Below are 21,791 nucleotides of genomic sequence, written 5' to 3' on the forward strand. Positions count from 1 at the left end.
TTTATATCGTTTCTAATTTTTCTCTTTCAAGACGAAGCAATGCTTGTCTGTACTCTTCAGGTAATACCTTGACGAACTTGGGGAGGCAAATTTCCCACTTTTCTAGAATGCGTTGTGCTAATGGACTTAGCGTGGCATTATAGTGACTTTCTATAAGGTCTTTCAATTCTTTAATGTCATTATCTTCGGTCACCTCAAGTAAGTTCAAGTCGTCGTTATTGCATTTTTTTCGGAAGTTTTTCTTCTCATCGAATACATAGGCAATACCACCGCTCATACCAGCGCCGAAATTTCGTCCAACTTCACCAAGAATTACGGCCACACCGCCGGTCATGTATTCGCAACCGTGGTCTCCTATTCCTTCGACCACCGCTTTGGCACCCGAATTACGAACGCAAAAGCGCTCGCCTGCCTTACCATTGATATAGGCTCGCCCGGCGGTCGCCCCATAAAGGGTTACATTCCCGGTAATCACGTTCTCCTCGGGAATAATAGTCGAACCTTCAGGCACCTTGATGACCAATTTTGCCCCTGAAAGCCCTTTGCCCAAATAATCGTTTGTTGTACCGTTTACGGTCATCGTGAGACCACGGGTGGCAAAAGCGCCAAAACTTTGACCTGCCGAACCGGTAAAATTCAATCTTAGGGTATTTATTGGTAGACCTTGGGCTCCATACACTTTGGAAATCTCATTACTAATGATTGCACCAACGGCTCTATCCGTATTCTTAATCGGAAACTCAAGGGTCAATTTTTCTTTACGGAACAATGAAGGATTGGCTTTGTCGATGATATCGAATTCTATCGACTTGTCAACATTATGTTTCTGTTTCTGAGTGTTGTAAAATTTGGTTCCTGCTGGTACATCTACTTGATATAAAATAGGGGTTAGATCTATACCTGCCGCCTTGTAATGTTCTATGGCCTTTTTGCGGTCTAGTTTTTGAACTTGGCCGACCATTTCGTTCACGGTCCTAAAGCCTAGTTGTGCCATAATCTCGCGGAGTTCTTGTGCCACGAAGTACATGTAATTGACTACATGTTCAGGTTTGCCCTCAAACTTTTTACGTAGTTCGGGATTTTGGGTGGCGATACCAACGGGACATGTATTTAAATGGCAGACACGCATCATAATACAGCCAGAAGCTACTAAGGGAGCGGTAGCAAAGCCGAACTCTTCGGCCCCTAATAAACAGGCGACTGCAACGTCGCGACCTGTTTTCAACTGACCGTCGCATTCCAGTACGATCCGGTTGCGAAGATCGTTCAATACCAAGGTCTGTTGTGCCTCTGCGATCCCTAGTTCCCAAGGGAGGCCGGCATGTTTTAAGGAAGTAAGGGGTGAAGCCCCGGTTCCTCCATCAAATCCGGAAATCAGTATTACGTCGGCCTTTGCCTTGGAAACCCCGGCGGCTACCGTTCCCACACCTACCTCAGAAACTAATTTCACATTGATTCTTGCCTTGCGGTTGGCTGATTTAAGATCATAAATCAGTTGCGACAAATCTTCAATAGAATAGATATCGTGGTGGGGTGGGGGCGAAATCAGTCCTACATAGGGCGTAGAATTCCTGGTTTTGGCAATCGAAGGGTTTACTTTAGGCCCGGGTAATTGCCCTCCTTCCCCTGGCTTGGCACCCTGTGCCATTTTAATCTGAATTTCCGATGCATTGGTAAGATAGTTCGAGGTTACACCAAACCTACCGGAAGCAACCTGCTTAATGGCACTATTGCGCCAATCACCCGTAGCATTTCTGTAAAAGCGTTCTTCATCTTCCCCGCCTTCGCCCGAGTTGCTCTTGCCGCCGATTCGGTTCATGGCAATAGCCAAGTTTTCATGGGCCTCTTTACTTATCGAACCATACGACATGGCCCCGGTTTTGAATCGCTTTACGATTTCTGTCCATGGCTCTACTTCTTCGATAGGAATGGGGTCATAGTTCGAAAACTCGAAAAGACCACGAATAGTCATGAGACTTTTTGATTGCTCGTTGACCATTTCGGAGAATTCCTTATAGGTATCGGGCTCGTTGCCCCTTACGGCCTTCTGTAATTTAGCTATGGATAATGGGTTGAACATATGTTTTTCGCCGTGACGTCTCCAACGGTATTCACCTCCTATTTCTAGATCGAGCGCCCCGGCAACTTCTTTTTTACCAAAGGCGTTGCGGTGACGTTTGGCAATTTCTTTTTCAATCTCGTACAGGCCGATACCTTGTATTCTTGTCGGTGTATTGGGGAAATATTTCTCCACCACCTTAGTGTTGATTCCGATACATTCGAAAAGTTGTGAGCCACGGTACGAATTCAAGGTCGAAATACCAATTTTGTTCATGACCTTAAGAATGCCTTTTCCAATCGCTTTGTTGTAGTTCTTTACGGCCTCCTCAAAGGTGAAATCGGTGATGTCATGTTCTTGTATCTGCTCGCCGATAATTTCATTGACCAGATAAGGGTTGATCGCACTCGCGCCGAAACCAAAAAGAAGACAGAAGTGATGTACCTCCCTAGGTTCTGCAGATTCAATAATGATACTGAGTTTGTTTCTTCTGCCCAATCGCTGCAATCCACTATTCACATAGGAGCAAGCTAAGAGGGCCGGTATCGGTGCTTCTGCTTGGTTGACGTTCCTATCCGACAGGATAATAATATTAGCTCCTTCATTAATAGCCGCAGAAGCTTGATCCAGAACAGATTGCAATGCGTCTTCAAGACCGTTTAGACCTCTTTCTATCTCATATAGGGTGGGAATGGAAACTACTTTGTAATCTGGGCTTGCATCATAATTTTTGATTTTATCCAAATCCTCTTTTGAAATCACCGGATTTTGAATTTTGAGCTTACGACAATGAAGCTCCGAAAAATCAAATATGTTATGGTCACTTCCCAAGGTTAGACTGATATCGGTTATTAGTTCTTCACGGATGCCGTCCAATGGTGGATTAGTCACTTGGGCGAACAATTGTTTGAAGTAGTTATAGATCAGTTGTGGCCTTTCGGATAACACTGCAATCGGGGTATCCGATCCCATTGAACCGATGGGCTCTTTGGCATTTTTCCCCATAGGGAGAATAATCGTGTTGATGTCCTCCAAGGTATACCCGAAAACTGATTTTCTTTTTTCCAAAGAGGCCTCCCCCAAGAAGAGTGGACAATCGTTATAGGGTATATCTTTTAGGTGCACCAAATTATCGTCAAGCCATTTTTTATAAGGGCGTGCTTTTGCGATTTTTTCCTTGATTTCCTCGTCGTTTACAATACGGCCTTCCTCCATATTGACCAAAAACATTTTTCCGGGTTCGAGACGACCATGAAATTCAATATTTTCAGGAGCGATCTCCAATACGCCCGTCTCCGAAGACATTACTACATATCCGTCTTTGGTCACTGAATAGCGCGAAGGTCTTAAGCCATTTCGGTCTAGAACGGCACCGATGTAATTGCCATCGGTAAAAGGTATCGAGGCAGGACCGTCCCAGGGCTCCATCATACATGAATGGTACTCATAGAAAGCCCTTTTTGCTTCTGACATGTCCAGATTTTTCTCCCATGCCTCGGGAACGAGAATCATCATGACTTCGGGCAATGAACGCCCCGTCATTAACAAAAGTTCGACGACCATATCCATTGTGGCCGAATCCGATTTGCCTGGAAGTATAATGGGGAGAATATTTTTTATTTCGTCGTTGAAAAGATCGCTTTGCAACAATTCTTCCCGCGAACGCATACGGGAAACATTGCCCCGAAGCGTGTTTATTTCACCATTGTGGCACATGTATCGAAAAGGTTGCGCAAGATCCCAGGTAGGGAATGTATTTGTCGAAAACCGCTGGTGAACCAAAGCTAATCGTGTAACCACCCGAGGGTCCATCAAGTCTTTATAGTAAAGACTGATGTCTTTGGGCATCAAAAGGCCTTTGAAGATGATAATTTTAGTAGAAAGGCTGGGCAAATAAAAGAATTTGCTTTCGGATAACTTTGATTTAATGACCGCGTGCTCTGATACTTTTCTGGCGATATATAATTTAAGGTTGAAATCGAAATCTTCTTGTTCATCGTTTTCTTTGCCCACGAAAATCTGTTTCACGAAGGGCTCGGTTTCCATTGCAATTCTACCAGGTATCGACCGGTTGACCGGAACATCGCGCCAACCTAAAAGCTTCAACCCTTGTTTTTTGATATTCTCTTCCAATACAGAGGTGCAGAATTCACGCTGATTTTCCTTTTGTGGTAGAAAAACGTTGCTTACTGCGTAACCACCTGGTTCCGGAAGTTCGAAGTTGCACACGGCCTTGAAAAAATCATGGGGGATATCAATCAATATACCGGCGCCATCGCCTGTTTTTCCGTCGGCACTTACGGCACCTCGGTGCTGTAATTTCACAAGGATTTCAAGTGCCTTATGGATAATGTCATTGGACTTTTTTCCCTTAAGGCTACAAATGAATCCTGCTCCGCAGTTGTCATGTTCAAATTCTGGTAGGTATAACCCTTGTTTCTTCAGCGTCATAGATTATGGTATTTCCTCAAAAATAGCTTTTTTGATGAATTTTTTACAGCATTTTGGATATTATCGAATAGAAATCCAACGTTTTTAATTAAACGTTAAAAAATATGTAATAATGGATTATCTGGTTGTTTAATTTAACAGAATGATAAAATTAATCCATTTCTTAATCTTATAAAAGGTTTTAAGGGGGGTGATTCGGAATAAGTGCCACTTTATAACAAAACAGCCCTTATTTTTCAATTAAAAATTGATGTAAAGGGGCTAAGTACTTCGTTTACCCCTGTTAAAATAGAGGGGGTAGGTACTTTGTTTATTAAATGAACTTATGACTTTCTTAAAATCTCCCTTGAAATTACGATTTTCTGAATTTCTGAAGTGCCCTCATAGATTTGTGTGATTTTGGCATCACGCATTAAACGTTCGACGTGATAGTCTTTAACATAGCCATTGCCCCCATGTATCTGCACGGCTTCGACCGTGGTGTCCATGGCTACCTGTGAAGCATAAAGCTTGGCCATGGCTCCTGAAAGATCGTAATTGTGCCCATTGTCCTTATCCCAAGCCGCTTTGTAAACTAAATGACGTGCTGCCTCGATCTGGGTATGCATATCGGCTAATTTAAATGCGATGGCTTGGTGATTGGCGATTTCGGTGCCGAAAGCTTTACGTTCCTTAGCATATTTTAGTGCAAGTTCATATGCCCCTGCTGCGATGCCCAAGGCTTGTGCCGCAATACCGATACGCCCCCCTGCAAGAGTTTTCATTGCAAATTTAAATCCAAAACCGTTCTCACCAATTCTATTTTCTTTAGGTACCTTGACATCGTTAAAGTTCAAGGAATGGGTGTCACTTCCGCGGATGCCCAGTTTATTTTCCTTGGGCCCTATTTCAAAACCGGGCGTATCTTTTTCCACAATGAGGGCGTTGATACCTTTGTGCCCCTTCTCTTTATCCGTTTGGGCAATGACTAAGTATACTTCTGCCGAACCGCCGTTGGTAATCCAGTTCTTGGTCCCGTTCAGCACATAGTGGTCTCCATTGTCTATGGCCGTTGTTTTCTGTGATGTGGCATCACTGCCCGCCTCGGGCTCTGATAGGCAAAAGGCCCCGATGATTTCTCCAGAGGCCAAACGGGTCAAATACTTTTGTTTTTGCATGTCGGAGCCGAAAGTTTCAATGCCCCAGCAGACCAAAGAATTGTTGACCGATACAATTACCGAAGCCGATGCATCGACTTTTGAGAATTCTTCCATGGCAATTACATACGACAGGGTATCCATGCCGCTACCATTATATTTAGGGTCGGTCATCATCCCCAGAAAACCCAATTCCCCCATTTTTTTTATTTGCTCGCCAGGAAAGCTCTGCTTTTCATCCCTCTCAATCACCCCTGGAAGTAATTCCGTCTGAGCGAAATCACGTGCCGCTTGCCGTATCATCAAATGTTCTTCCGATAATGATAAATCCATAGTAATCCAGTGTTATGTTCAGTGCAAATATAAAGGTATGGAAGAAAACCCTTCAGGTTTAAAAAATATACCGATCCCAGGGTTTTTTTGAATTGAGTGCCAGAACGGTTCAATTCAAACCGCAAATTTTTATATTTGTCCAATGACATTCTTAAAATTGATTAAAGCTTAAAATTATGAGACAACACTAACCCGCCATAGGCGGAAAAAGTAACTACTCTATACAGGGCAAAAGCAGTACAAGTCACATAATTTTTAAATCAATTTGAATGAAAGAACTTTTAAATACTTACCAGAATAGGCCACCCGAAATTGTTTTTAATTGGAAAGATCCCGAGACAGAAGCGGAAGGGTGGGCGGTCATAAATTCGTTGCGTGGCGGTGCTGCTGGTGGTGGAACGCGTATGCGCGAAGGGTTGGATATGGACGAAGTGATTTCCTTGGCTAAAACCATGGAAGTAAAGTTCACCGTTTCGGGACCGCCTATCGGGGGCGCTAAATCGGGAATCAATTTCAATCCGAACGACCCTAGAAAAAAAGGAGTGTTGGAGCGTTGGTATCACGCCATTGCACCACTACTGAAAAGCTATTATGGTACGGGTGGCGATCTCAATGTCGACGAAATACATGAGGTCATACCGATAACTGAAGATATGGGGGTTTGGCACCCGCAAGAAGGTGTCTTTAACGGCCACTTCAAACCCACTGAAGCCGATAAGATTAACAGAATAGGTCAATTGAGGTTGGGTGTAATGAAGGCCTTGGAAAACCCGAAATACACGCCTAAAAGCTCAAGAAAGTATACTGTGGCAGACATGATTACGGGTTTTGGGGTCGCTGAGGCAATTCGTCATTATTACGATATTTACGGGGGCCATATAATGGGAAAAAGAGCCGTCATTCAAGGCTTCGGAAACGTAGGAGGCGCGGCAGCCTATTATTTGGCTCAAATGGGCGTGAAAATAGTGGGGATCTTTGATAGTGTAGGCGGAATTATAAAAGAAGAGGGGTACACTTTCGAAGAAATAAAATCCTTTTTCCTTCATAAGCAGGGCAATAACCTTATGGCCTCTACCGATGAGATAATTCCATTTGACGAAATCAATGGCCGTATTTGGTCTACGCCCACTGAAATATTTGCTCCCTGTGCTGCCTCAAGGCTCGTGACCAAAAATCAAATCGGCACGATGATGGAATCAGGTCTGGAAGTGATTTCTTGCGGAGCCAATGTGCCTTTTGCCGATAAGGAAATTTTTTTCGGGCCGATTATGGAATATACAGATGGACAGGTGAGCTTAATACCGGACTTTATTTCCAATTGTGGAATGGCCCGTGCATTTGCCTATTTTATGGAGAAGCGTGTCGCTATAGATGACGAATTCATATTTAATGATACTTCCGATACCATTAGAAAAGCAATTTTGAATATCTTTAAGCAAAATACTTCAAAACTCAATATAAGTCGAACAGCTTTTGAAATCGCATTGAAACAATTAATATAAAAACCGATCTAATATGGAGACCATTATTATCATTGTATTTATTGTGGGTTATCTGGCGATAACCATGGAACACAACCTTAAAATCGACAAGCTAATACCTGCCTTGGCCATGATGGCCTTACTCTGGGCGATAATAGCTTTGGCCCATATGGATGTTTTTGAAGTAAATACGGTACTAAAGGAATTAGAGCCCACCCATATCGATGAGATTTTGTTGCACCATCTGGGAAAAACAGCCGAAATATTGGTTTTCTTGCTAGGTGCAATGACTATCGTTGAAATCATTGATTATTTCGATGGTTTTGCTACCATAAAAGGGTATATAAAAACGAAGAGCAAAAGAAAATTACTTTGGTTGTTTTCCATCTTGGCGTTTATTTTATCCGCTATCATCGATAACCTGACAGCTACGATAGTACTGGTGACCATATTGCAAAAAGTGATTAAGGAAAGGGACACAAGACTCTGGTTTGCAGGATTGATTATTATTGCTGCAAATGCAGGGGGGGCTTGGTCTCCGATCGGTGATGTAACGACCACGATGCTTTGGATAGGAAATAAGGTTACGGCTCCCGTTTTGATTGAGCATGTACTCTTGCCATCTATCGTATGTATGGTCGTGCCCGTTCTTTTTGCGAGCCGTTACAAGGCTTTTAGTGGAAAAATACAGGATGATGTAGATGCTTTGGAGCAGCCTAAATCAAAATTTGGTTCGACTATGTTATACCTGGGTCTAGGAGCCATAGTTTTTGTGCCATTCTTTAAGACAATCACCCATCTACCACCATATGTGGGTATGATGTTATCGTTGGCGGTTGTGGCCACATTTGCTGAAATTTATAGTAGTACAAAATTTAGTATTTCCAATGTTGACGGAGAGGGAGACGATACGGTCGGTCATCATAGTCCGGTGCACGCCTCGCTATCTAAAATTGAATTGCCCAGTATTCTGTTTTTCCTTGGTATTTTACTAGCGGTCGCCGCCTTGGAATCCCTAGGGATGCTTTTTCATTTCGCAGAAAGTTTAGAGAGCAATTTGCCAATGCTGGGTACCGAATCCAAAGGAGAATTGGTTTCTGATTTGGTGGTGATGATTTTGGGTGTCGGTTCGGCGGTTATTGATAATGTGCCTTTGGTTGCGGCCAGCATGGGTATGTTTTCCGTACCGATCGATGACCCCGTCTGGCATTTTATTGCGTATTCGGCCGGAACGGGCGGTAGTATGTTGATAATTGGTTCCGCGGCCGGTGTGGTAGCCATGGGTATGGAAAAAATCGATTTCTTCTGGTATTTGAAGAAAATAGCTTGGTTGGCATTTCTTGGATTCATCGGTGGAGCGATCGCTTTCGTGGTAATGAGAAATTTTATACTAGATGTATAATTTAATCGATAAAATACCGTTATAGAGGCAACTCTAATACCTAAGAATTTTATGGCATTATTTCTAACTTTGGCACAAGACCCTGAAATGGGGGAGGTTATGTCAGAAGAGAAGACGCTTTCCGTTATTGATCTTATTTTTAACGGGGGAACCGGTAGCGTATTGATCATTTCGGTCTTGTTCATTCTGCTTTTTGTAGCCCTTTACATCTATTTTGAGCGACTCTTTGCGATAAAGGCGGCTTCAAAAATCGATAAAAACTTCATGAACCAGATTCGAGACCATATCACTAATGGCAAATTGGAAGCGGCGAAATTACTATGCGCCCAGACCGATTCTCCAGTAGCCCGCCTGACCGAAAAAGGAGTTTCAAGAATCGGTAAACCGTTGGACGATATCAATACGGCCATCGAAAATGCGGGAACCTTGGAGGTCTATAAATTGGAAAAGAACGTGAGTATACTTGCCACAGTAGCAGGGGCGGCACCCATGATCGGATTCTTGGGAACAGTTATTGGTATGATCTTAGCGTTCCATGAAATGGCGACTAGTGGTGGGCAAGCAGAAATGGGATCTTTGGCGTCGGGTATCTATACCGCGATGACAACAACGGTAGCAGGTCTCATTGTGGGTATTATAGCCTATATAGGCTATAACCATTTGGTGAACAGAACTGACAAAGTGGTACATAAGATGGAAGCGAACGCCGTTGAATTTTTGGACCTCTTGAACGAACCTTTATAATCCGTAACCATGAAATTAAAGGGGAGAAATAAAGTAAGTCCCGATTTTAGCATGTCGTCTATGACTGACATCGTCTTTTTACTGTTGATTTTTTTCATGTTGACCGCCAACTCGCCTAATGCCTTAGATTTATTACTTCCAAAGGCCAAAGGTAAATCTACGAATACACAGAATGTTTCAGTAAGCATCGATAAGAATTTACAGTACTTTGTAAACAATGAACGGATTAACGGAGAATACATTGAAATTGAATTAAAAAAGGCACTTGAAGGTCAAGATAAACCGACAATTATTCTTAGGGCGGAAGAGAGCGTTGCCATAAAGGAAGCGGTAAACGTTATGGATATAGCCAATAGAAATAATTATAAGGTTATCTTGGCCGTGCGACCCAACTAATGTCATTTTTAGACACGAGACACAAGAAAAAATCTTTCACACTTACCACTTTTCTGTTAAGTGCGCTCCTACTTGTACTATTTTATATTGGACTGACCTATATGGATCCCCCAATAGAAAATGGGATTTCCGTAAACTTCGGTACTATGGATTTTGGTAGTGGCAACGTACAACCTAAAGAAAAGATCAGGTCCGAACCCATGGATACACCCCCGGTTGAACCGGTAAAGCAAGAGGAAGTAGTAGAGGAGCAAGTGGAAGAGGAGGTTGTTGAAGAACAACCGGAAGAGATAGTTCCTGAAACTACTGCTGCCGAAAAGGTACTCACTCGAGAAGACGAAGAATCCGTAAAAATAAAGAAAGCAGAAGAGGCCAAGCGAAAGGCCGAAGAAATTGAGCGGGAAGCCCAGCGTAAAGCCGAAGAGGCTGAACGAAAAGCTAAGGCAGAGGCAGCACGCATAGCACAGCAGAAAAAGGCTGCCGAAGAACAAGCGCGTAGGGAACAAGAAGCCAAAAAGAAAAAGCTAGACGAGCTCATGGGAGGGCTCAACAAATCGGATGGAACCGCATCAGGTTCGGAAGGTGACGATGACAGGGCAGGTGATAAGGGGAGTCCGGATGGTGACCCATACGCTACCAGTTACTATGGTAGTCCTGGTTCCGGAAGTGGTACCGGGGGATATGGTCTCAATGGACGCTCATTGGTCAGTAAGGGGAAGGTCAAGCAAGAATGTAACGAAGAAGGCCGGGTGGTCGTGAGAATCGTAGTAGATCGAAACGGCAATGTGATAAGTGCGACCCCTGGAGTTAAAGGTACAACGAACAACAGCCCTTGTTTGTTAGATCCGGCGAAAAAAACCGCATTCAAGCATAAATGGAACTTAGATGCCAATGCACCTAGCCAACAAGTAGGGTTTGTGGTGGTCAATTTTAAGTTAGGAGAGTGACCTACGAACAAACCCTGAATTGGATGTTCGCCCAACTTCCAATGTACCAACAAAAAGGAAAAACTGCCTATAATGCAAAACTTGAGGGTATTCAAAGTTTTGCCGCCTATCTGCATCACCCAGAGAGAGAGTTTAAGGTCATACACGTGGCCGGTACCAATGGTAAAGGGTCAAGTAGTCATATGTTGGCCTCCATATTACAGGAGGCGGGTTATACAACCGGACTCTATACTTCCCCGCATCTGAAAGACTTCCGAGAACGTATCCGTATCAATGGATCGCTGGTTGATAAAGCATTTGTCGTAGACTTTATTCAGGACAATAAAACCTTTTTTAGCACGCATAACTTATCTTTTTTTGAAATGTCGGTAGGTATGGCGTTCGACTATTTCGCCAAAAGCAAAGTCGATATCGCGATTGTTGAGGTGGGGTTAGGAGGCAGATTGGATTCCACGAATATTGTAGTGCCCGAAGTAGCCCTAATCACGAATATTGGTATGGACCATACCGATATGTTGGGAGACACTTTGCAAAAGATTGCGAAGGAAAAGGCGGGCATAATCAAAGAAAATATTCCTGTAGTCATCAGTGAATTGCAAGAAGAAATCGAACAGGTCTTTAGGGCTGAGGCAAAAAATAAAAATTCAAAGATTGTTTTTGCGGACCAACACGATGACGAAAATATCAAAACGGCGTTGCTCGGGACATACCAAAGAAAAAATTTACGAGGAGTCTTGGCCGTTGTTAAAGAGTTGAAAGGTTTTGAAATCACGAGGGAGCATATCGAGAAAGGACTTCAAAACGTTGCTTCCAATACCGGATTAATGGGTAGGTGGCAACTTCTAGGAGAAAAGCCGACCGTAATCTGCGATACGGCCCATAATCGTGAAGGGCTAGAAATGGTACTGCAACAAATAGCACAGCAAAAATTTGAAAGATTACATATAGTTTTAGGGTTTGTACGGGAAAAGGATATCGACCGTATTCTTCCCTTATTTCCTGCACACGCCATTTATTATTTTTGCCGGCCTCATATTGAACGGGGTTTGGATGTATTGATGCTTCAAAAGAAGGCTGCATCTTTTGGACTTTCGGGAAACGTCTATGATTCGGTAGCGGAAGCGTACGACGCTGCTTTAAATAGAGCGAGTATAGACGATTTCGTCTTTATAGGAGGTAGCACATTTGTGGTCGCCGAGGTCGTATGATTTTTTTTGCAAATTTTTCTTTTGGAGTATGTAAAAGAGTTCTATATTTGCACCCGCTTGGATGAATCCTTTTTAAAGTAATATCGATTTATTTGAGGAAGCTTCAAGTAATCATTAATAATGATTTAACTATAAAGGGCGCGTAGCTCAGTTGGTTCAGAGCACTTGGTTTACACCCAAGGGGTCAGGGGTTCGAATCCCTTCGCGCCCACCTAAAAATCCTTGAGCAGATATGTTCGAGGATTTTTTATTTTGTCCTTTAGTATCGTAGATATCTGTCCTGCAGAGAAGAAGCCAATAACTTCTTTATGCCGTTCTAAGGTGTAGCTTGTATACTAAGCTAGAATTTCTTTTACCAAGCTTCCGTGTACGTCGGTCAGTCTGTATCTTCTTCCCTGAAATTTAAAAGTAAGGCGCTCGTGGTCAACCCCTAACAAGTGCATCAAGGTAGCTTGAAAATCGTGCACATGTACCGGTCGCTGAACCACATTGTACCCAAATTCATCCGTTGCCCCTAGCGTAATCCCTTTTTTAATACCCGCCCCGGCCATAAAAATAGTGAAGCATTTAGGATGGTGGTCACGGCCGAAGTTGTCGGCCGTTAATTTCCCTTGTGAGTAATTGGTACGGCCGAATTCACCGCCCCAAATAACCAGGGTGTCCTCCAACATTCCACGCTGCTTAAGATCTGTAATCAAAGCCGCTGTGGCTTGATCGGTATCTTTGCACTGCACTTTTATGGCATTCGGAAGATTGCCATGTTGATCCCAACCCTGATGGTAAAGTTGAATGAATTTCACATCACGTTCTGCCAACCTACGGGCCAAAATACAATTGGCCGCAAAGGTACCGGGCTTTCGACTATCTTCACCATACATATCGTAGATATAGTCGGGCTCGTCTTTTGTGTCCATGATTTCTGGAACTGAGGTCTGCATTCTAAATGCCATTTCGTATTGGGCCATTCGTGCCAGAATCTCGGGATCGCCGATATCGTCATGGTTCAACTTTTCGAGCTTTTGTAATTGGTCAAGTTGTTCTCGACGACTTTTTTCCGAAATGCCGGGGGGATTGTTCAAGTACAGTACGGGATCTTTTCCCGCCCTGAATTGAACGCCTTGGTGTTGGGAAGGAAGAAAACCATTGCCCCAAAGACGAGAATACAGCGGTTGCCCATATTTGTCTTTGGTTACCAAGACTACGAATTCAGGGAGATTTTTGTTGTCCGAGCCCAGCCCGTAGCTCACCCAAGATCCTATGGACGGTCTACCGGGTAATTGAGATCCGGTCTGAATGAAGGTGATTGCCGGATCATGGTTGATGGCCTCTGTGTACATTGATTTGATGAAGCAAAGTTCATCAACGATTTTAGAAGTATGCGGCATGAGGTCGCTCATCCAGGCACCACTGTCCCCATGTTGTTTAAAATCAAATATGGTGCCGGCAATTGGCAAACTGGCTTGGCCAGAAGACATTCCGGTAAGCCGCTGTTCGCCCCTAATACTTTCTGGGAGATTTTGACCCTGCATTTTTTTTAGCAAAGGCTTGTAATCGAAAAGGTCTAATTGAGAGGGGGCACCGCTTTGAAAAAGATAGATGACCCTTTTGACCTTTGGAGGAAAATGCGAACTGCCCAAGCTACCCCCATTTCCGAGGCCGCTTGCCGAGGAACTTTCCTTGCCCAAAAGACTATTGGGGCCTAAAATTGTAGCCATGGAGAGTGCACCCATGCCCAGCGAAGTTTTAGTTAAAAAATCACGACGGCTGTAGTTTTTGTTTTCGTGGTGCGTACACATACCTTAGGTTATATTAATGATATTATTACGGTCGACATTCATGATTACATTAGCGCTTCATATAGGTTTCATCGTGGTTCAGGATGGTATTCGCTACCATAGTCAAGGCAGCGGTCTTATTTTTATCCAACGATTGGTCGAGCTCTTTTTTGCCTACCGACAAAAGTTTTGCCGCTTCCTCTGGATTTTTCGCAAATCTTTCCGATTGTGCGTTGAAAAAATCTTTGAATATCTTGATTTCCTCTTCTTTAGGGAATCTGCTCACGGCTAGCCTAAAGCCGAAAGCAATTTGCTCGTCTAGTGCGTTGCCGCCTTCTTTTTGCATACGCTGTGCCAGTACTTTTGAAGCTTCTACGAATTCGGGATCGTTCATAAGCACTAGGGCCTGCAAGGGCGTATTCGTGTTTTCCCGTTTGACCGTACATACCTCACGGGACGGAGCATCGAAAGCGGTCATGGCAGGATGCGGCGATGTACGTCGAATAAATGTATACAATCCCCTCCGGTACAAGCTGTCACCCTCCGATGCCTTATAGTTCAATAGAATATGTGAAAAACTGTTTTTTTCAATCCACAAGCCTTCGGGTTGATAGGGCTTGACACTTTTTCCACCAACATGGTGTACCAAAAGCCCACTGGCAGCGAGTGCATTGTCGCGAATAAGTTCGGCCGGGAGCCGATAACTGTTGCTTCTTGACAAATAAACATTGGTAGGGTCAGTTTGCCGCATTTCCTCACTTGTACGGGACGATTGCTTGTAGGTGTGCGACAAAACCATGGTCTTGAGTAATGCTTTTACATCCCATCCGCTTTCCATAAAATCAACGGCTAACCAGTCTAAAAGCTCGGGGTGTGAAGGAAGAGCACCCTGTACCCCAAAATCTTGTGGGGTCGAGACCAATCCTTTTCCAAAAAGCATTTGCCAGTACCTATTGACCGTGACCCTTGCGGTTAAGGGATTTTCTTTGGAGAAAAGCCACTGGGCAAGCCCCAATCTGTTTTTTGGGTATGTTTCCGGAAATTTAGGAAGTACTTCCGGTGTTTTTGCCTCTACGGGGTAGATAGGTTCTTCGTAATTCCCCCGATTATAGGCGTAAGCGGTCCTTTTTTCCGGCATCTCTTCCATGACCATTATTTCCATGACCGGCATCATCAGTTCTAACCACTTATTTCTCAATATCTTAAGTTCTTTCTTCAAGGAACTAACTTCTGGTGATTGATTGATCCAATGTTCTTTTATCTGGGAGGTATCGCTCGAGGTTAACTGACTATCTTCATCTTCCTGCCCGTAAATTCCGAGTATTTCCAAAGGGGTCAATTGTTTTGAATACAGGTAAATATCATCGATATAGCCCTTGAAAATACCATCTTCCCCCGTGAAAGCCCTATAGCTTTTAGCAACTTTTACAGGTCTATCCTGTACTGTGTGTACAGAAGAACGTACCGTTTTGATTGATTTATAGAGTCGGTCGTAGGGTATTTCTATCTTTTCTTTTCTCCCATCTATGAACAGTTGCAGCCCCTCTGCCTTTCCTGAACCATCATAGGTAAAAGCGACATGTTTCCAAATATTGGTTTTTAGGGAATCTTGTGTACGCACATGGATATAATTGTGGGGAAGGGAATGTATTAAACGCGCATTAAGGTGGTTCTGGCTATCCAGATAAAAATCCCACCCGCTCCAAAAATTGTTTTTTAGTCCTGAAGTGCCCAAGAGTTGTTGGGTTTTATCTTTTTCGCGTTTTGAAGTATTTATCCAAAGCGCAGCGGAAAACTCATCGGTCAGTTCGAAATTAGGAATGCCTTTCAAGTTGAGGTCATCATATTCACCCGTGAATTCGAAAGCATTTCCTATTTTGCCTTTCACGATTTTTGGAGCCCTTGAGGCAGTAGCATTCTCTACTTGGTCGGCTATGTATACATCCCCTTTTTTGCTGATATGGTCCAAGGCATAGTGGCCCAACAATCCTTTCTTGGCGAAACCTGATGGCAGTCGGTCAATATAAGTATTCAGGTCTTCAAGTTCTTTTATGGTCAGCTGCAACTCTTTTTCCTTTCGCTCAATATTTGCTTTGACAGTTTTTAGTTTTGATTCTGTTAGGGCATCGGGCAAGGCAAGCATCGGACCATAATTTCCATCGTCTCCGGTCATGCCAAGCTCTTTTACATTATTGAAAAATGCGGTGAGCTGAAAATAGTCTTTTTGCGAAATGGGGTCAAATTTATGATCATGGCATCGCGCACAGGCGACGGTCAGGCCCATAAAGGCAGTGCCGACCGTTTCGGCCCGGTCCCATACATAGTTCAAACGAAATTCTTCTTCTATGGCCCCTCCCTCAGCCGTCATGGGGTGATTTCGATTAAATGCAGTGGCTAGTTTTTGCTCTTTAGTCGCATCGGGCATAAGATCACCGGCCAATTGCCATTTGACGAACTGGTCGTAGGGCATATTTTCTTTAAAGGACTCAATGACCCAATCTCGCCATGGCCACATCGATCGCCAGCCATCTGCATGAAGGCCATGTGAATCGGCATATCGCGATAAGTCCATCCAATCGAGTGCCAAGCGTTCCGCGTTAGCGTCCGTCGCCAAAAGTCTGTCGACCACTTTTTCATAAGCATTCGGACTATCATCTTTTAAAAATGAATTTAATTCATCTATAGTAGGGGGAAGGCCTGTCAAATCCATAGTTACACGGCGCAATAGCAGTGCCTTATTTGTCAAGGGAGAGGGTGAGAGATCTTTGCGTTTAAGCGCGTATTGAATAAAATGGTCAATTTCGTTATTTGAAACCCAATTTGTATCCGATGGGTCAGGTACTTTTGTTTTTTCTGGACTAGCAAAAGCCCAGTGTTTTTTCCACGGGGCACCCTGTTCGATCCACTTGAGTACTGTTGCTTTTTCAATGGCGGTCAGCTTAAGGTTGCTTTCTAAAGGTGGCATCATGATTTCCGGATCATCGCTTAGAATACGTAATACCCCTTCACTTTCCTTTGGATTTCCGGATACAAACGCATGTTTTCCATTGCTTAACTTGGCGAAAGCTTCCTCTTCTCTATCCAATCGCAAATTTGCTTTTCGAGTATTGGCATCGGGTCCGTGACAGGAAAAGCAACGGTCCGATAGAATCGGTTTTACATGAAAGTTGAAATCAATGTTCTCGGGAAGTTCCTGATAAGCGGCTTCGATGTCTGCAGGCACCTCTAAAGCGCATGATAGCATCAATAGTGCTGTAAAAAAAAAGAAAATTTTCGTCAATTGCATTTTTGGTCTCTAGCCTTTTCTAAAAATACGTTTTTTTAAATAATTTACTAGTGCAAAAGGTTTTTCAATCCAATACAATTATGTTTTATGAATTCAAAATAAGTTTTACCTTTGCCCAACTTTATGGGTTATTAGCTCAGTTGGTTTAGAGCGCTGCCTTGACAGGGCAGAGGTCACTGGTTCGAATCCAGTATAACCCACACTTCAATTTATTGGTATTCCATCCGAGGCTTTTTAAAAGTAGAACGTGATATTTTAGCCGAATTAAAACGGTGAATTGTAAAAATAGAGCGGGCTTTTATTACTGCCCGTATTTTTCAGGTTCGCCCTCCACTACAATTTTTTCCCTTGTCAACAAAATAGGTTTTTATTCAGCCTTAGCCATACAAGTTCCGTTAAAATAATATGTGACTTTTACTGTAAATATGGGTCTAAACTTATAGTACAGTCTTTTTTAAAGTACAGATTTATGAACGATTATGTGCACATTTTTTCCGTATTGAGTATTGTATTTTCTTTCATTGCAGTGGCCTTTATTTTGTTGGTGACTTTTTATGGGAATACTTTTCGTAATAAGAAGTATAGAAAATGGCGAGAGTTAGACCATTAAGTACTTCTAAATAAACCAGATGTTACTTGACTACAAAGTGGATAGAGCATTAGGCAAGGTTTTTACGTCAATTTATGACCAGCCTTTTACTATAATTTTGAATTTCTTTTTTCGCCTCTTCGATTTTGTTCTTTGATGTACTATTTTAAATTTATTTTGTTCAGGGTTTCAAACATTCTTACTTTGTCTACAATCATTTGTTACTTTTGAGCGTTAGGTGATACGGGAGTTTCTCGACCAACGGTAAAATTTTTACAACAGCCAAATGCTTAATAGGAGCATTAAATATTTAATTGAGAACAAGCTAATTGCGCTGGTAGTTCTGGTGTTCTTTTTTGCTTGGGGAATTATTCTTGTTCCTTTTGACTTGAATCTCAATTATTTGCCCAATAATCCAGTGACGGTAGACGCCATACCTGACTTAGGGGAAAACCAGCAAATCGTCTTTGTAGAATGGCCTGGACAATCTCCTCAAGATGTTGAAGATCAAATTACATATCCATTAACTTCTAATCTTTTAGGAGTTCCAGGGGTAAAGAGTATCAGAAGCTCTTCGATGTTCGGCCTTTCCAACATTTATGTGATTTTTGAGGATGATATAGAATTCTATTGGGCAAGAAGCAGATTAATGGAAAAGCTCAATACACTTCCGAAGAACTTCTTGCCCATAGGAGCCACAACCAAATTAGGTCCTGATGCTACTGCGTTAGGTCAAATTTTTTGGTATACTATCGAGGGAAGGGATGAGGAAGGGAAAGTTACGGGGGGATGGGACCTACATGAGATTCGAGCCATCCAGGATTTCTATGTCAAAAATTCTCTTTCATCTGTTAGTGGAGTCTCTGAGGTTTCCTCCATCGGTGGATATGTGAAGGAATACCAGATAGATGTGAATCCTGAAATAATGCGCCGATACGATGTATCACTTTCCGAAGTTGTAAGAGCAGTTCGTGAAAGTAATCAGAGCGTAGGAGCCAAAACGCTGGAAATTAATAATGCTGAGTACTTTGTTCGCGGTTTAGGATATATTGAACACATCGAAGACATAGAAAATACGTCGGTTAAGGTTGCAGATTATACTCCAATAAAAATTAAGGATATAGCAAAGGTTTCATTAGGCCCCGCTGAGAGGAGGGGCATTTTAGATAAAGAGGGAGCTGAGGTTGTTGGAGGAGTCGTGGTTTCCCGTTTTGGGGCGAACCCGATGAATACCATTAAAAATTTAAAGGAAAGAGTCCGTGAAATTAGTACGGGGCTGCCTTCAAAAGTGCTTAAAGACGGCCGTAGGTCACAGCTTACTATAGTTCCCTTTTATGATCGATCACAATTAATCGAAGAAACGCTAGAAACTTTGAGCAGTGCTTTGAGTTTCGAAGTGCTTATTACCATCTTGGTAATTGTAATAATGCTTTTCGACCTAAGGGCTTCCTTCTTGATATCTGGTCTGATGCCAGTTGCTGTATTAATCGTATTTATTGCGATGAAAACGTTGCATGTAGATGCTAATATTGTGGCCTTATCGGGTATAGCTATAGCTATTGGAACCATGGTTGATATTGGTATTATTTTAACCGAGAATATAGTTGCACATTTAGATAGGCGGTTGGAGTCGGAAAAAATAGATGAGGTCGTGTATAGGGCAACAACGGAAGTCTCAGGGGCCATCTTGACTGCGGGTTTCACAACGATCGTCAGTTTTATCCCGGTCTTCATCCTTTCCGGGCCGGAGGGTAAACTTTTCACGCCGCTCGCTTTTACAAAGACATTTGCTCTGCTTGCCTCAATGGCAGTCGCCCTTTTTATTATTCCACCTTTTGCCGCATTAATTTTCAGGCCATTTTGGTCAAAGTTGAAAATTAGGGGCTTTGTTGATTTAATTGTTGGAATTCTAGGTTTGGTCTTTGTGATTTTAGGGCAATGGTTGGGTCTTCTTTTAGTATGCTACGGCAGTATCGGTGCTTTTCGAAGCGGAAAAAAGATGTCAAAAGAACGACAAAGGCAGTTTCGTTTGGGTTGGATCGCATTATCTATAGTTGTACTATTGGGTTATTACTGGAGACCTCTAGGATATGGTGTTCCCATTTTTTATAGTCTGGTATTGGTAGGGGTATTATGTACGCTTGTTTTGGGAGCTATTTTATTTTTTAAAAGGTCGTATGAAAACATTTTATACTGGGCCCTAAAGAACAAATTAGTTTTTTTGAGCATCCCTTTGATTTTGATAATAATCGGTATTTTGATTATGGCCGGTTCAGGCAGGGAATTTATGCCATCTTTAAATGAAGGTTCTTTCTTGTTGATGCCTACCTCAATGCCTCATTCAGGGATAAGTGAAAATAAACGGGTGCTGACTCAAATTGATATGGCCGTGGCACAGCTTCCGGAAGTTGAAACCGTAGTCGGTAAAGCGGGCAGGGTAAATTCTGCATTGGATCCCGCTCCACTATCCATGTTTGAGAGTCATATTCGTTATAAACCCGAGTATATTCTAGACGGGAATGGAAAACCCGTGGAATTTAAAACAAATAGGGACGGACTTTTCGAAACTAAAGAGGGAACTTTTGTGACTTCAGGGAGTGGGTATAATAGGGAAGATCTTGTAAAAGATGAAGATGGATCTTTCTATAGAAATTGGCGGTCGGAAATTAAGAACGAAAATGATATTTGGGAGGCCATTTCCCGGGCGACTCAATTTCCAGGAGTAACCGGGGCTCCAAAGTTACAACCTATCGAGACACGTCTTATAATGCTCCAAACAGGCATGCGATCGCCTATGGGTATCAAGATTAAGGGGATCGATTTAAAATCAATTGAGGCTTTCGGAGTTAAACTTGAGTCAGTTTTGAAAAAACTTGAGGGAATTAGCGCGGAAACTGTTTTTGCGGAACGGATTATTGCAAAACCATATTTGCTCATCGATATTCGGCGTGACCGAATTTCACGCTATGGCATTTCCGTTGCCGAATTGCTAGAGACCCTTGAAGTTGCTACAGGAGGTAAAATCCTTTCAGAGACGGTTGAAGGACGAGAAAGGTACGGTATTAAGGTTCAGTATCCTAGGGAGCTACGCGAAGCCCCAGAAGATTTTGAAAAAATATTTATTCGGTCAAAAGAAGGTGCTACTATACCCCTAATGGAACTTATATCAATTAAATATGAGCCGGGCGCCCAAGTAATAAAAAGCGAAGATGGTTTTTTGGTGGGTTATGTGTTATTCGATAAAGAACATGGTTTTGCGGAAGTAGATGTTGTCGAAAATGCTGAAAAAATGCTTCAACACCATATGGATAGTGGAGAGCTTGCAATACCCCAGGGCGTTTCGTATTCTTTTACCGGCACTTTTGAAAATCATCAGCATGCCAAAAAAACCTTGTCATTTGTAGTACCTTTAGTGCTATTGATCATAGTGTTGATTTTATTTTTTCAATTTCGATCGGTGATTGTTTCGTTGATGATTTTCAGTGCCGTTGCCGTTGCCTTTGCAGGTGGATTTATTTTGCTTTGGCTTTATGGCCAGTCTTGGTTTTTGGATTTTAACTTGGGCGACATAAATTTAAGGGAGCTTTTCAACATAGAGACCGTGAATTTAAGTGTTGCGGTTTGGGTAGGCTTCATCGCACTTTTTGGAATTGCAACCGATGATGGCGTTATTATGGCTACCTATTTAAAACAACGTTTCAATCAGAATCGACCGCAAGATATTAAAGGTATCCATGCGGCAGTTTTAGAAGCCGGTCGAAGAAGGATAAGACCTTGTTTAATGACAACTGCAACCACAATTTTGGCACTTCTTCCTATTTTAATGTCGAAGGGCCGTGGTAGTGATATAATGATACCTATTGCAATCCCCTGTTTTGGGGGTATGTTTGTGGCCTTGACATCTTTGTTCGTGGTTCCAGTATTGTTCAGTTGGAATAAGGAACTTGCCCTGAGGAGTGCGACGGACAAATAAAAGTCAGTGAT

11 protein-coding genes and 2 tRNA genes are annotated in these 21,791 nt (G+C 42.7%); 9 read left to right on the forward strand and 4 right to left on the reverse strand.

Annotation, left to right across the window (positions count from 1 at the left end; all coding sequences use genetic code 11):
* Position 1: 1 nt before the first annotated feature.
* A complete protein-coding gene (gltB, locus tag F2B13_RS16315; RefSeq protein WP_149304675.1) occupies positions 2-4,510 on the reverse strand; it encodes a glutamate synthase large subunit in 4,509 nt (1,502 codons plus the stop codon).
* 323 nt (positions 4,511-4,833) lie between these two features.
* Complete coding sequence (locus F2B13_RS16320) at positions 4,834-5,979, reverse strand: acyl-CoA dehydrogenase (RefSeq protein WP_149277192.1); 1,146 nt, start codon at positions 5,977-5,979, stop codon at positions 4,834-4,836.
* A 269-nt stretch (positions 5,980-6,248) separates the two neighbouring features.
* Here F2B13_RS16320 and F2B13_RS16325 point away from each other — a divergent pair, with 269 nt between their 5' ends.
* From F2B13_RS16325 to F2B13_RS16355, 7 genes are all read left to right on the forward strand, one after another.
* Positions 6,249-7,481: a Glu/Leu/Phe/Val dehydrogenase dimerization domain-containing protein gene (locus F2B13_RS16325; protein ID WP_149304676.1), complete on the forward strand. Its 1,233-nt coding sequence runs from the start codon at positions 6,249-6,251 to the stop codon at positions 7,479-7,481.
* 13 nt (positions 7,482-7,494) lie between these two features.
* Positions 7,495-8,862, forward strand: coding sequence for a sodium:proton antiporter NhaD (gene nhaD, locus F2B13_RS16330; RefSeq protein WP_149277194.1), 1,368 nt, complete (start codon positions 7,495-7,497; stop codon positions 8,860-8,862).
* A 51-nt stretch (positions 8,863-8,913) separates the two neighbouring features.
* Positions 8,914-9,606 carry a MotA/TolQ/ExbB proton channel family protein gene (locus F2B13_RS16335; RefSeq protein ID WP_149277195.1) on the forward strand — a complete coding sequence of 231 codons (693 nt, stop codon included), beginning with the start codon at positions 8,914-8,916 and terminating at the stop codon, positions 9,604-9,606.
* Between the two features lie 9 nt (positions 9,607-9,615).
* On the forward strand, positions 9,616-10,002 hold the full coding sequence (locus F2B13_RS16340; protein ID WP_013992279.1) for an ExbD/TolR family protein: 387 nt from the start codon (positions 9,616-9,618) through the stop codon (positions 10,000-10,002).
* The gene (locus F2B13_RS16345; RefSeq protein WP_149277196.1) at positions 10,002-10,949 is read left to right on the forward strand and encodes an energy transducer TonB; all 948 of its coding nucleotides are present in this window, start codon (positions 10,002-10,004) and stop codon (positions 10,947-10,949) included. The genes F2B13_RS16340 and F2B13_RS16345 overlap by 1 nt, the downstream gene beginning before the upstream one ends.
* Positions 10,946-12,157 (forward strand): bifunctional folylpolyglutamate synthase/dihydrofolate synthase, encoded by a 1,212-nt coding sequence (locus F2B13_RS16350; protein ID WP_149277197.1) that lies wholly within the window; start codon positions 10,946-10,948, stop codon positions 12,155-12,157. The genes F2B13_RS16345 and F2B13_RS16350 overlap by 4 nt, the downstream gene beginning before the upstream one ends.
* Before the next feature lie 136 nt (positions 12,158-12,293).
* A tRNA-Val gene (locus F2B13_RS16355) sits at positions 12,294-12,368 on the forward strand.
* A 124-nt stretch (positions 12,369-12,492) separates the two neighbouring features.
* Here the strand turns inward: F2B13_RS16355 and F2B13_RS16360 are convergent.
* The gene (locus F2B13_RS16360) at positions 12,493-13,953 is read right to left on the reverse strand and encodes a DUF1501 domain-containing protein (RefSeq protein WP_232623065.1); all 1,461 of its coding nucleotides are present in this window, start codon (positions 13,951-13,953) and stop codon (positions 12,493-12,495) included.
* Between the two features lie 49 nt (positions 13,954-14,002).
* Entirely contained in the window at positions 14,003-17,218 is a 3,216-nt protein-coding gene (locus F2B13_RS16365; protein WP_232623066.1) for a DUF1553 domain-containing protein, read from the reverse strand.
* 125 nt (positions 17,219-17,343) lie between these two features.
* Here F2B13_RS16365 and F2B13_RS16370 point away from each other — a divergent pair.
* Both F2B13_RS16370 and F2B13_RS16375 read left to right on the forward strand, forming a co-directional pair.
* Positions 17,344-17,418, forward strand: a tRNA-Val gene (locus F2B13_RS16370).
* 675 nt (positions 17,419-18,093) lie between these two features.
* Positions 18,094-21,780 carry an efflux RND transporter permease subunit gene (locus F2B13_RS16375; RefSeq protein WP_149304677.1) on the forward strand — a complete coding sequence of 1,229 codons (3,687 nt, stop codon included), beginning with the start codon at positions 18,094-18,096 and terminating at the stop codon, positions 21,778-21,780.
* Positions 21,781-21,791: the final 11 nt, after the last annotated feature.

Origin of the sequence: Pareuzebyella sediminis, assembly GCF_008367235.1 — a bacterium.
GTDB classification, from domain to species: Bacteria; Bacteroidota; Bacteroidia; order Flavobacteriales; family Flavobacteriaceae; genus Pareuzebyella; species Pareuzebyella sediminis.

Excerpts from the sequence above, each read along its gene's own strand:
- gltB (WP_149304675.1), bottom strand. The coding sequence starts at position 4,510 with ATGACGCTGAAGAAACAAGGGTTATACCTACCAGAATTTGAACATGAC.
- F2B13_RS16320 (WP_149277192.1), bottom strand. The coding sequence starts at position 5,979 with ATGGATTTATCATTATCGGAAGAACATTTGATGATACGGCAAGCGGCA.
- F2B13_RS16325 (WP_149304676.1), top strand. The coding sequence starts at position 6,249 with ATGAAAGAACTTTTAAATACTTACCAGAATAGGCCACCCGAAATTGTT.
- nhaD (WP_149277194.1), top strand. The coding sequence starts at position 7,495 with ATGGAGACCATTATTATCATTGTATTTATTGTGGGTTATCTGGCGATA.
- F2B13_RS16335 (WP_149277195.1), top strand. The coding sequence starts at position 8,914 with ATGGCATTATTTCTAACTTTGGCACAAGACCCTGAAATGGGGGAGGTT.
- F2B13_RS16340 (WP_013992279.1), top strand. The coding sequence starts at position 9,616 with ATGAAATTAAAGGGGAGAAATAAAGTAAGTCCCGATTTTAGCATGTCG.
- F2B13_RS16345 (WP_149277196.1), top strand. The coding sequence starts at position 10,002 with ATGTCATTTTTAGACACGAGACACAAGAAAAAATCTTTCACACTTACC.
- F2B13_RS16360 (WP_232623065.1), bottom strand. The coding sequence starts at position 13,953 with ATGTGTACGCACCACGAAAACAAAAACTACAGCCGTCGTGATTTTTTA.
- F2B13_RS16365 (WP_232623066.1), bottom strand. The coding sequence starts at position 17,218 with ATGCAATTGACGAAAATTTTCTTTTTTTTTACAGCACTATTGATGCTA.
- F2B13_RS16375 (WP_149304677.1), top strand. The coding sequence starts at position 18,094 with ATGCTTAATAGGAGCATTAAATATTTAATTGAGAACAAGCTAATTGCG.